Source organism: Bacteroidota bacterium, assembly GCA_041658205.1.
Lineage (GTDB): Bacteria > Bacteroidota > Ignavibacteria > UBA10030 > UBA8401 > UBA8401.
This window is the reverse complement of the sequence record JBBAAO010000001.1, coordinates 1,582,115-1,595,614: the sequence shown is the minus strand read 5'-3', so window position 1 is coordinate 1,595,614 and position 13,500 is coordinate 1,582,115. Positions and strand designations below refer to the sequence as shown.

At 38.4% G+C, this 13,500-nt stretch carries 6 protein-coding genes and 1 tRNA gene; 6 read left to right on the top strand and 1 reads right to left on the bottom strand.

Annotated features, from left to right (window positions below; genetic code table 11):
* Nucleotides 1-19 precede the first annotated feature (19 nt).
* The 4 genes from WDA22_06635 (at nucleotide 20) to WDA22_06620 (ending at nucleotide 9,289) form a co-directional block, all read left to right on the top strand.
* Nucleotides 20-1,093, top strand: coding sequence for a hypothetical protein (locus WDA22_06635; protein ID MFA5833135.1), 1,074 nt, complete (start codon nucleotides 20-22; stop codon nucleotides 1,091-1,093).
* A gap of 36 nt (nucleotides 1,094-1,129) precedes the next feature.
* Nucleotides 1,130-2,812, top strand: coding sequence for a DUF11 domain-containing protein (locus WDA22_06630; GenBank protein MFA5833134.1), 1,683 nt, complete (start codon nucleotides 1,130-1,132; stop codon nucleotides 2,810-2,812).
* Between the two features lie 52 nt (nucleotides 2,813-2,864).
* On the top strand, nucleotides 2,865-4,535 hold the full coding sequence (locus WDA22_06625) for a hypothetical protein (GenBank protein MFA5833133.1): 1,671 nt from the start codon (nucleotides 2,865-2,867) through the stop codon (nucleotides 4,533-4,535).
* Between the two features lie 89 nt (nucleotides 4,536-4,624).
* Nucleotides 4,625-9,289, top strand: coding sequence for an OmpA family protein (locus WDA22_06620; GenBank protein MFA5833132.1), 4,665 nt, complete (start codon nucleotides 4,625-4,627; stop codon nucleotides 9,287-9,289).
* Between the two features lie 101 nt (nucleotides 9,290-9,390).
* Here the strand turns inward: WDA22_06620 and WDA22_06615 are convergent, their stop codons facing one another.
* Complete coding sequence (locus WDA22_06615) at nucleotides 9,391-10,263, bottom strand: c-type cytochrome (GenBank protein ID MFA5833131.1); 873 nt, start codon at nucleotides 10,261-10,263, stop codon at nucleotides 9,391-9,393.
* A 503-nt stretch (nucleotides 10,264-10,766) separates the two neighbouring features.
* Between WDA22_06615 and WDA22_06610 the strand changes: the two genes are divergently transcribed.
* Nucleotides 10,767-10,841 (top strand) — tRNA-Val (locus WDA22_06610).
* Nucleotides 10,842-11,301: 460 nt separating this feature from the next.
* On the top strand, nucleotides 11,302-13,494 hold the full coding sequence (locus WDA22_06605) for a S9 family peptidase (protein ID MFA5833130.1): 2,193 nt from the start codon (nucleotides 11,302-11,304) through the stop codon (nucleotides 13,492-13,494).
* Nucleotides 13,495-13,500 lie beyond the last annotated feature (6 nt).

Below are 13,500 nucleotides of genomic sequence, written 5' to 3'. Positions count from 1 at the left end.
TCAAAATACAGGAGTTTACATGAAAAAAGGAATATTGTTGATCACGTTAATATTTGCTGGCATGGTGATGGTGACTGCACAGCAAAAACAACCAAGTGTTACGATAGCTTTTCCTAATCATATGGTTGAATTTTTTGCTCAACCGGCAAATGCAAATTCTAAAACACTTCCGCTTATTCAGGCAAAGACTAAAGCAAATGAGTCGTTTGGATTGAGTTTCCAAGGAGTTGATGGGAATTCATCTGTTATTGAATTACTTGATTCAACTGGAAAAATGGTAAAAGCAATATCCGTGAATGAATTGTTGGGGAAAACATCTAATAAGGGAGTGAAACTCCTTTCATCCACAGTTGCCGGTTCGTTCAATCGTTCTGAAAATGAGTATGAAATAGCTTCTCCACAGGGGAAATATTCTGTTGTTGTAACTTCGTTAGCAACATCAGGAAGATCAACAAAAGAAGCACCGGCAAAAATGCTGATAAGAATTGTTCTGAAAAATCAACCCAAGACAATTTCATCCACTCGAGTGATATTGCCGTTTGACGGAATAGCAGAAACCAAAGTGAATGGATTTATTCTTTCTGGAAAAAAATCGACACAGCCGATGTTTGCCTCCGTTTTCCCGAAGGCAGAAAAGTTAACTGTTGAGAAAAAAAATATTGTTGTTACAACTAAGGTGTTAAAAACGGACTATGAAACAATTGCTTTATTACTCTCATTTGATTGCACAAATACAAAAGAAGAGGCTGCTGCAGCTTTATTAGCACTCGATCAAAAAAGTGAAATAAATATTTCCATTGTGAGTGTTTCAAATGCAACAACAGCCAAACCTACGGATACCGTTTCCTATCAAATAATTTGCACAAACATTGGTACAGGAGGTGCAAAGGACATTGTCATTTCAAATCCGGTGTCTGCCGGAACGCAATATCTGGAAGGAAGTGCGGTTGGTAATGATACGCAAATAACATTCGACCGAGCTTCAACTGTTGCACCGGGTCAGGGTGAAGTGAAAACAATTAATTGGAAAATGACGAAAGTCTTAAATGTAGGCGAAGAAAAAATTGTAAGTTTTAAGGTTATTGTTCAATAATTGATATACGCTAGAAAAATTAAAAATGGTGTTCATATGAAACAGATAAATAAAATATTGACAGGGTTCATGCTGACAGCATCATTGATGTTGGTGAACAATGTGGCATTTGCCGTAGGCACTCCGGCAGGAACGGTAATTCAAACTCGTTCCACAGTAGTGTATACAACATCCTCAGGATTGGTGAGTGATACTGTCTACTCAAATATTGTCAGCATCACAGTAGCGCACGTCGCTGCGGTGAATATGAATCCGTTGACAAATGCATCAACCACCACATCGGATAGTGTATTCGTATCGTATCCTGTCACGATAACAAACTCCGGTAACGGTTCGGATCAATTTACTCTTACGAGTACTTCTTCACGAGGGTGGAGTCGATCACTATTCTATGATACAAACGGGAATGGTGTTTTGGATACCGATGAAATTACGGAAGGAGGGATTACGCAGACATCCACATTTGCTGCTGATGCAACCTACAAGATTATGTTAAGAGTTTTTGTTCCGCGGGATGCTTCATTGAATGGACTAAAAGATACTACCACAGTGACGGCAACATCCGTTTTTAATACAACGAAATCCATTTCAGCAAAAATGATTACCACGGTGAATACGGTAAATCTTTCGGGAATTGGGACTGGTCTTAGTGTACTTCCGTCAAATCCAATGCCTGGTGATACGGTTACCTATTCTTTGACATTGACAAATACTGGTAGCGTATCTGCAACGAATGTATTCCTTACAGATCTCATCAATACATCGCAATTTAGTTTTGTATCGGCAACAACTGACCAAGGAACATTCAGCGCTGCAAGCGTTCCTGCAACATGGACAGTTGGAACAATACTTTCCGGTGGAAGTGTATCAGTGACTATCCGACTTAAAATACTTCCATCGTTATCGTTTGGTACTGTTTTGAACAATACTATTGTCGCAACGTACACAGTCGGCGGAAATACAACGATGGTAAGCAGTAACAATCCATCCGCCGCAATTGGTGCAGTACGAGGAGTTGAGATAACTCCGACAACTTTATCAATTGCTGCTGAACGGGAAGATACCATTGTCTATGGAATGCGGATAAAAAATACCGGAAATACAAGCGATGTACTGGAACTATCCTACACTTCAACAAAATCGTTAGTGTGGAGGTTATATTTGGACAGCAGTCCGTTTGGAGCATACAATTCTGGAGATGCTCTATTGACAAATACCAATGTAACCCCGAATAGCGTTGACGTTAATACGGTAACTTCTTCGGATACAGTGCGAGTTCTGGCATTGGGTGTTGTGCCAACTTCCGTAACTGATCAAGATCAAGACGTTACGACCTTTACGGTATCATCTGCTGATCAAACAAAATCTCAAGATGCAATCGCTACAACTACTTTTAATGTACCGGTACTTTCATTAGTAAGAAATGTTACACCTGCTGGTGAAGTCCCTCCCGGTGAAGAAATGGTATTTGCTATCACGTATCAAAATATTGGGCATGGAAAAGCCTACGGTGTAAAATTCACCGAAAATGAACCGGACAGCATGACCTATGTTTCTAATTCCGTAACCATTGACGGCGTTGCTAAAACAGACAGCGAAGATGGTGATGGAGTAACGGTTACCACAGTATCAGGAAGAAAAGTAATTACATTTACGTTGGGAACATTAAATACCGGTACATCGGCGGCAGTGATACGATTTCGAGCATTGATCAATTAATGTAACCGTACTATGACTCACAGGAATATTTTGTTAAAAAATTAACGAGCATATGAAAAGAAGATTCACAACATATTTGTTCATTGTCTTTCTGATTGGTTCGTTTGCAGAACTCTTTGCTGCGGGCACACCCGCCGGAACGGTCATTCGAAGTCGTTCGCAAGTGACGTTCTCATCCAAAAGTGGATCTCAAATTGATACTGTATATTCTGCCTATGTCAGTTTTACTGTTGCGCAAAAGGGAGCGTTTAACGTCACTCCATTGACAAATTCTATAACAACTCAGAGCGACAGTACATTCGCAGACTATGCGGCAGTGTTGATCAATTCTGGTAATGGTAATGATCGGGCAAAGATTTCTGCCGTGTCATCGAAAGGATGGGTGATTCAACTATATAGCGACGGTAACGGAGATGGAATTCTACAAACGAATGAAGTTAATTCAGGATTGATTTCACTCTCTTCATCACTTGCAGCAGATGTTTCCTATCCGATTATAGTTCGTGTCGCGGTTCCGCGAGATGAGACATTGAATGGAACAAAAGATACAACATCGGTAACGGTAAAATCGAATTTTGATTCGACAAAATTAATCACCGGAAAATATATCACCACTGTCCGAACGACCGGATTAAATGCGCTGAATCCTGGATTAACTGTGAATAATCCTACACCGTCTGTCGGACAACAAATTACTTATTCATTTGTGTTGACGAACAATGGTGGAGTTCCGGTGAACTCGTTATCGATCAGTGACAAAATTCCAAGCGGTTTATCCGTTGTTTCAGGTAAAACTACACAGGGAACATTCATCAATAATACAAATCCCATTACTTGGAATATTGGAACTCTCTCTCCGTCACAGTCGATAACCGTTTCCGTTACGATGCAGTTAAATTCCGGATTGACCAATGGTATGGTGATTCCTAATCAGTTTGGTATTCAGTATTCAACTGGATCTAATACATACACAATTGCGTCGAACATAGTTTTGGTGACTGTGAGCGGAAAATTTGAATATGGAATTGAAATAACGCCGATGTTTACATCACTCACAAAAGAGGCATCCGATACCGCTTGGCATGGAGTGAAAATTAAAAACACCGGGTCATTGAAGGATCTCTTTGAACTTAATGTGACATCGTCTCAAAATCTTGCATGGAAATTATATCGTGACAGAAACAACAATGGGATTTGGGATTCTTCCGATCCAGTGTTAACAAATACAAATGATTCTGCTGATGTGGATATTGATACATTGGTTGCTGGAGACAGCGTTAGAGTATTTGCTCAAGCAATTGTTCCAAGATTTGAATCCGATTTATTGCAAGACACACTTCATTGGCATGCTGTTTCAGCAGGGGATCACTCAAAGTTTGATACGAAACACGTAGTTACCATAATGAAAGTTCCAATGGTAAGAATTGAAAAAAGTGTTTTTCCCGTTGGAGACCAGCCGGCAGGGTCAATTATCGGTTACACCATTAAATATTTTAATGACGGAAGTGTCGGTGTAAAAGACTTTTCTGTTATTGATACTGCGCCAATTCAGACAAATTATGTGATCAATAGCGTAAAAGTAAATGGTGTCTCTGTTTCGGATAATGAAGGTGGTGTTTCAATAACAAAAGATGAAAGTAATGGCACTGTCATAACTGTTTCGATTGGTGCATTGGCGGCGAATACAAATGGTTCCGTAGAATTTAAAGTGAAAATTAAATAATAACGCTGTAAGTTATGTCGGCAAAACAATATTCCATATCGTTGAAAAATCGCATTATAACAGTTTTTACATTCCTGTTTGGATTGTGCATGTTTGTATATTCACAGACTGCTCCGAATACTGTGATTTCGAACCAGGCAAACGCGAAATTCCAATTCAAATCGTTTCCGATCGATTCCATTAAATCGAACAATGTGCAATTCAGTGTTCTTGAATCTCCTAACTTTGAAATGAGCTTCAGTAATCCTGATAGTTTTGTTTTTAATCGGGAAACGTTGATTGTAAAAATCACGTACAAAAACATCGGTAATAAAACAGCCGATACGGCGATTGTTGAAGGAATGTTACCTCCGGCGGGATTGAGGTTTGTCCCTGGATCGACTGGCGGTGTCATTTCCGGAAGTACCGTTACGTGGAAAGTATTCAATGTTCTCGCCGGCAAGTCCGACTCCGTTAAAGTGAAAGTAGTAGTAGACAGCACGCTCGTTGTCAATACACAGTTGAATATCCAGGCTGATCTTAGTTGGCAGAATACGAGTATTAATTCATCGAAGATGTTTATTGTCAGCAGTTTCCCTCGTTTGGATCTTTCATTAACCCCCGAAACAAATATTGTAGGTTCTGGTAGAACGTTGATCTATCGAATTTTGATAAAGAATACAGGAAATGTTCCGACAGCGAATACAGTACTGTATGATACAATATCGTCATTTGGAACATTCCTGAATTCATCGATCGCACCGGATAGTATTGCAGGGAACAAACGGTTGGTAAAATGGAAGCTCGGTTCTGTGCCGGCATTTTCTACAAAAGAATTGACCATTGGTGTATTAATCGAACCAAATCTGATAGAAGAACAAATAACAAATGCAGCATTCATTACTGCTTCCAACTTCTCTCAGGGTGATAATGCTTTCACATCAAGTATGATAGTACCGGTAATTCCAAAAACAATTGCAATTACCCCTGAACCTGATTTTATCTTTGGGAAATTGAATGGAGACAGTTCAAAAATATCAGTTGTCTTAAAGGATTCGTTAGGTCAAGAACTTCCGGATGGTGTTCCGGTGCAGTTTTCTTCGACACTTGGCACATTCTCAAATAATAGTACGTCTTTTTCAACAACCATCATGGATGGCAAGGCTATCGCGATTCTTCGTTCTATCAACGTTGATAATAATATTTTACGATCAAAAATAACGGTGATTGGCGGGCATCCTGCGGCTAAAACAATTCAAGACACCACGAATGTGTTTTTTTATCCCGGAGCTGTTACAGGTGGTGTTGTTAGCGGAATCAGCAGATTGCCATATAAGGGGGCTATTGCACGAGTATTCAATGCATCTCAAGTAATTGTTGGTACCGATACTACAAAAGAAGATGGAAAGTTCTTTATTGCTCTTAGAAAAGATGTAGAGAAATATAAGCTGGAAATATTAGTCATTGATAAATTCGGCGATTCTATCAAAACAACTACGGATATTGATCCAACCAAATTCCCGCTGCCTCCCATTATTATTCCTAATATTATTTCGGGAAGAATTGAATATAGTATTACCGGTAATCCCGTACCGGCGGAAAATGTAACGGTGGTATTGGATTCCATTGGACCCGCACAATTAATACGGACGAATCGTTCTTCCAGTGCACGGAAAATTAAAAACCCTGACGCTTTAATACGCGTTCAGGAACAACGAACAGATGCACAAGGTAGGTTTAAATTTGAAAATTTGCGTCCGGCAAAATACGTCATTTCCATTGACAGTGCTGAATTTCCAAACTTTACCGGTTTTTCATTCCTCTCCGATACAGGATCTGGAACATTTACAATTAATCTCAATTTGCAGATAACATTAGACTCCAATGTGGTTCTCTTGTCAACTGCTCCTTCTGTTGCAAATGCGGGAGATACAGTGAATGTTGGAATGAGCATCATAAACAGCGGTACGGCTGAGCATCATGCAGTTACGGTTAGTGATACACTTTCACCATTTGCAAAATTTGTATCTGCAACCAAGGGAAATTTTTCATCTGTGTCGTACGATTCAATAACTCGGATAGTATTATGGCAGCGCGATACACTAAAAACTCTTGATAATGACACAATGAACTTACGTGTGGTCATTTCAAAAAATATTCCGGACAGTACAAAAGTATCCAATCATATATGGTTTAAGTCACATATCCGGGCAACGGGTTCCTTAAACAGTACAATAATTCGTTCAAAAGGATTGGTGCAATTCTTTAACAGATTTGTTGTCTCTAATGATACAATCGTAGCAGGCGACAGTATTCAACATGTGTTTAAGATCAAAAATGTAGGTACGGATAGTCTGCGTGGATTAAAGATTATAGATACATTGTTTTCAGCCGGTTTAAGCGGAATTTCTCTGGCAAAAGCTGCACATGATTCTATACGTATTGTTGACAGTATTTCCATCATCTATATTAAAGCAATTGCTCCGGAGAAGGAAGATTCTGTTTCTCTTAAACTACTTACTGATTTTGGATTGCGGAAAGATGCAAAAATTTTATCGCATGCATATTTACTGCAGGGTGATTCTATTGTTGCTCGAAGAGACACGTTGTTGGCAGTAAAGGAAAACCAAAATCTTTCTACGTTCCTGAAGATTGTAAAAACGGCAAACAAAAAAACTGCCGAAATTGGTGACGTTGTTACATATCAAGTACAAATCAGTAATACTAGTCCGCAATTTGTAAAAACGATCGGCGTCTACGATCTGTTGCCATATGCATTCCAGTATGTAAAGAATTCAGCACGATTTAACGGGAAGGCGATTGAGCCAACAATAAATCCGACAATTAACCAATTGAAATGGAATGTGCCCGATACAATACTAACGTCCAAACATGCAACATTGGTCTATCAGCTTGCTGTTGGAGCTGATGCGTTAGAAAGTGAAGGAGTCAATACGGCATATGCGAGTGCCCTTGCCGGTCTCGGAACATTGCTTGTCTCAGATAAATCACAATGGCAGGTTACTGTACGGCCTGGTGTGTTTACGGAAAAAGGTTTAATCATTGGGAAAGTATTTTATGATGATAATAGAAATACATTTCAAGATGGGGGAGAAAATGGTGAGAAGGGGATTGAAATATGGATGGAGGACGGAACCAGAATCATCACTGGAGATGATGGAAAATTCTCATTACCAGAGGTGAAACCCGGACAACATGTTATGCGTGTGAATGAAGTTACACTTCCGAAAAAAACAGAATTGCTTATTGGTAATAATTCTTTTGCCAAAGATCCCACATCAAGATTCGTGAGAGTTACCGAAGGAGGAATTGCCAAAGCAAACTTCTATCTGAAACGAAATGTGGCAGATTCTCTTGTCCAAACCTTATCAAAAGTCAATAAGCTCATCGCCGTTCGGCAATTGAAACCGAAGTATTTGTATGAAGATACGTTGCGAAAACTGAAAGTTGATACTGTTCAAATGTATGTCTCCTTTACGTATTCGGGAAATAAGCCGGTCGCATCGATTGAGATTATTGATCAACTATCCGATCGGCTACATATTGTCCCCAATAGTTTTACATATAATGGCAGGACAATTAATCCAATGGTTGGTGATAATATCATCAATTTCAAACTTGGACGAGCGAGAGATGTTTTCAGTGGAGTGGTTAGTTATAAGGTAGTTGCAACGGATCTCTCTCATACTGGAATGCTTCTCCCGTCGACATCAATGATAAAAGTAACATCGATGGATAGTATTGTTGTTGAGAGTAATAAGATCTATGTCGAAAACGTTATCCGCGATACTACCAAGAATAGAATTGAAACTTCCGAGATCATGATCAGCTCAAACAATCCAAGAATTTCGAATCATTTATCTGATTCGATTTCGATTACAGCAGGCGACGCAGTGTTTTTCAAGACATCATTGTATATCGATCCGAAGAAAAAAATTAAAACGGTAAAACTATTGGATTCTCTCGAATCTGCCTTTATAATTAATGAGCGTTCCTTCACTGTTAACGGTGTTCCATTATCATCGAAGAATCTTTCGGTTAAAGTCCGATCGTCTTCGCTCTCTATGAATACAAGAGAAATTCCGGATGATTTGGAATTTATTCGAGTTGCATCGGTTAATCTTACCGATCTGCTTCGTTCAGGGAAGAACGAAATAACCTATTCTGCTACGTTACAACGTGCAAATAGGGATACAATGTTTCGAAAATATTCGTATGCCATTATTACCAATCAGTTTAATGAAGAAAATATAGTGCGAACGAATGATGCGAAGATCTTTGTGAGAGCTGGTGTAATGTCCCAGTCGCTTCCGTTAGAAACAACTTATGTGAATATTCCTCGCTCTTCATTAAAAGTTGAAGAAAAGATCGCTGAAGCAGTAAAACTTATTGAATCTCTCAAACAAATATCCACAAAAGCAGTTGTGATGGAAGGGATTACGTTTGAATTAGCAAAAGCAACGCTAACGACGGAATCTAAAGTTGTGTTGGATAACATTGCCAGGATTTTGTTAAGCAATAACGAAATTAATATGCAAATCAATGGTTATACCGACAATACCGGGAATGCTGCATCAAATCGTAAAATGTCACTGAACCGTGCAAAAGAAGTGACTGCATATTTAGTCAGTCAAGGTGTTGATTCGAAAAGACTATTACCGCAGGGATTCGGTCCGACGAATCCTATTGCATCGAACAAAACAGAGGAAGGTCGAGCGAAAAATCGGCGTGTTGAGTTTGCACGGGTGAAATAAATATCCTGCGAACACTATTCAAGATTTATTATTACACTTCAGTGTGAAATAAAAGAGGGCTGCAATTGCAGCCCTCTTTGTTATTAAAAAACGAGTATTGATTAATTTGGGAATGCGACAGTATCCGCAAGAGCTTTGTAAAGATCTTTCAATTCCGTGATTGTTATTTTTGTTGGTTTCATTACTGCACCCAATTGTCCAAATTTAATTTTATGTTGTGCTTCATTTGGTTTTGTCCGGACAAATTTACCGGCAGTCATTCCGGGAGTTGCATCAAGATTTGATATCATGGTTCCATTTGTTCCGTGGCATGTTGCACAGTTTGTGTTGTAAAATGTTTTTCCGCTTGCTGCATTTCCATCTTTTCCAATAGCACTGTACGTTGCTTTTCCGGTAGGATAAGTGCCCGTATATGTTGCATCATATAATTGCGTTACATCATTAGCACCTTCTTTTAAGTATTTTACAAGATCCCAAATCTGAGCATCGGTCAATAACGTTCCATAATTGGGCATTTGATCACCAATGGTCGGGCTTGTAAGAGAATATCCGGTTACAGCAGCAGAATCTGAAAGTTTTCTTCTACCTGTGCTGCTTTTAAGTGCATCAAATAATTGCTGTGCTGTTTTTGACTGTGATGGGATCAGTGAACCTGCAATATTTGGTCTTCCGGCAGCAGTTGCCGTACTTGCCTTTGGACCTCGATTAATATAAGATCCGGTATTACCTAATCGATCCCAAGCGTGACATTGTTTGCAGCGATAGAAGTCGGCATATTTGTTCAAATGACTAATTTTTGCTGCATCGGAAAGATCGTATCCGGATTCTGTTGCCCAAAATTTATCGTAGAGTATCCCGCCTTTTACGGCATCTGCTTTATCATATGCTGATACTACCGGTGTAGTGGCTTCATCTTCTTTGCAAGATGTTAAACCAAGCACAGCTATTACAAAAAGTGCAATTACATGTTTCATAGATACTCCTGTGTTGTGAAAAATATTTCTCGTGATTTACATATGAGAATTCAACAATTATCATACCAGAGATATAGGTCTATTATTGTTGAAAAATTGAATCAATATTTTTTCTAATCCGACAAATTTGTTTGATTTGTATTAAATATGAGAAAAATTAAGATAGATTACTCCGATTTAATTTTTGTGATGGGATAATAGTAAAAAAATATTTGAGCATTTTATTTTAAAATTAAGAACACGTTAGAAATAGTTCAATTTCAAATTTTATTTGTTCTGAGCTATTGAATACACAAAAATCGTATTCAACATACTTATAAACTATTTTTCAAAGAAAGATTAGTCAACCCAATACGTAAGATTATGCGCATCAAAAATTGGTGTTTGAATTTTGGGTACGGTTTACTATATTTGTATGGCAAAATTGAAATTACCTAACATTTTGTTGAGGGAAAGTCATTTTTAGAGAAATATGTGAGTTTGGATTCCTATCAATAATATAAGGACGCTTAGCTCAGTTGGTTTAGAGCGCTTCCCTGACACGGAAGAGGTCATAAGTTCGAATCTTATAGCGTCCACACCATATTCTTCCGCAATATTCTCCATAACCTCAAAAGTTGTAATTTCTGCATCGGTCATATCAACGATATCCAACGGCGATATTTCGTACATATTAGAAAAAATCTATTTTTTATAGAGCCATTACTCTAAAGGAAAATAGTAGGGAAGTATAGTATGTTTTATTCAAAAACAAAATTGTTGGTTTAGAGCGTCCCGATGTCACGTTTCACGTGACATCGGGACGCTCACATGTTCGAATCTTATAGCATTCACAATAATTTTTTCCAAATCCTCCAATCTGTTACATCAATAATAATCTTCACAAGAAATTCTTTTTGATAGACACTAGCAGGTTATACTTTCTCGGGAAAATCGGATAAACATATCTGTTAAATTCTATTCCTCCCTAAGTTTCTCCTTGCTCACGCCCCAATCCTTGGTTACATTTTTGCACTAAACTAATTTTAGAGGAACATTATGAAATTGCGAGTGATTCGAGTTGTACTATTTTCTTTCCTATGGAGCATCATTCTATTCGCAGGTGGCAAAGAGCTAACATTAGATGACATTTTTGGATCATCAAAATTTTCTACCAAATCTATCAAAGGCTTGCAGTGGTTGAAAGACGGAAAATCATACACCTATCTCGATACTGATACAGCATCAAAATCGAGCGGTGTGTATCAATGCATTATTAAGAACAATTCAAAAAAGTTGATCGTTACCGGCGCGATGATGAAATTGAATGAGCAAGATCCTTCTTTCCGTTTCAGTTCCTACCAGTGGTCACCGGATGAAAAACAGATTCTCTTTGTTTCAGCTCCGCCGGAGAAACAATATCTATCTCGTTTGACACCGGCGGGGAATCTTTTCCTTTATGATGTTACTTCAAAGAAATTTAATCGTGTTACGAATGTTTCCGTTCCTCAATACAATCAAAAATTTTCTCCAGACGGAAAGAAGATCGGTTATGTACGAGAGAATAATATTTATCTTTATGATATTCAATCGGCAAAGGAATTTCAATTGACAATGGATGGAACGGAACATATCATCAATGGAAAATTTGATTGGGTATACGAAGAAGAATTTGGAATTTCAGATGGTTGGAGATGGTCACCTGATGGTTCTAAGATTGCGTATTGGCAGTTAGACGAAAACCGCGTGCCGGAATATACAATGACGGAGTGGGATTCTACGCATTTAAATCTTGTGAAAATGCGATATCCAAAACCGGGTGATCCTAATTCTATTGTGAAGATTGGTGTGGTAGATGTCGCCTCAGGCAAAACGGATTGGATAGATCTTGGTGTAAATGACGATATATATATCCCAAGAATACAATGGACCAACAATAATGACATCCTTTCCTTACAACGATTAAATCGTGAACAGAATACCATTGAGTTATTGTTTTATATCGTTTCAAAAAAAACAAGCAAGACAATTTTGACGGAAAAAAGCAGTACATGGTTGGATGTGCAAGATGATCTTCGATTTCTGAAGAATGGCAATTTCACATGGTCGTCAGATCGTGATGGTTTTAATCATCTATATCTTTACAAAAATGATGGATCTGTTATTAATCAAATTACAAAGGGTGAATGGGATGTAGATGCATTCTATGGTGTTGATGAAAGAAATGGTCTACTCTATTACACATCGTCCGAAAGCACTCCACTTGACCGACATATATATTCTATAAAGCTTGATGGAGATAAAAAGAAACAAATATCAAGCTTACCTGGAACGAATTCAGCAAATTTTTCGCCTACATTTGAACAGTATATAGGTTACTACAATAACGTTTCAATGCCAATGAAAATCAAAATGATGAAGAATGATGGGAAGGAATTATTCTCGATTGAAGAGAACGAAATGCCCATGCTAAAAGAATATTCTTTGGCGAATATAACGTATTTCACCATTACAACTTCAGACAGTGTTTTGTTATACGCTAGTTTACTTAAACCTTCGAATTTTGATTCTACTAAAAAGTATCCCGTACTCTTTTTCACATATGGGGGACCCGGATCACAAGTTGTAAGAAATTCATGGGGAGGAAGTAACTATTTGTGGTATTCAATGCTAGCTGACAAAGGGTATCTTGTCTTTATGGTTGACAACCGCGGAACAGGTGCAAGAGGTGCTGCATTCAAAAAAATCACTTATAAAAATCTTGGGAAATGGGAAGTGAATGACCAGATAGAAGGCGCAAAATATCTTGCCGGACTTCCGTTTGTTGATAAGGAGAGGATCGGCATCTGGGGATGGAGTTACGGAGGATATATGGCGAGTCTCACCATTTTGAATGGTGCTGATTATTTCAAAACGGCCATTGCAGTTGCTCCTGTCACGCATTGGAAATTCTATGACAATATCTATACAGAGCGTTTTATGGGAACGCCGCAAAATAATCCCGAAGGGTATAAAGAAAGTGCACCAATTGAACAGGCAAAAAAATTAAAAGGAAAATTTTTATTAGTCCATGGAACGAGCGATGACAATGTTCATTTTCAAAACGCTGTTACGCTCGTTTCGGCATTACAGCAGGCAAACAAGCAATTTGAAACGATGTATTACCCAAATAAAAACCATGGAATCGGTGGGGGAATGACTCGTATTCATCTTTATACGTTATTAACAAGGTTTTTAATGGAGAATTTGTAGTCATTT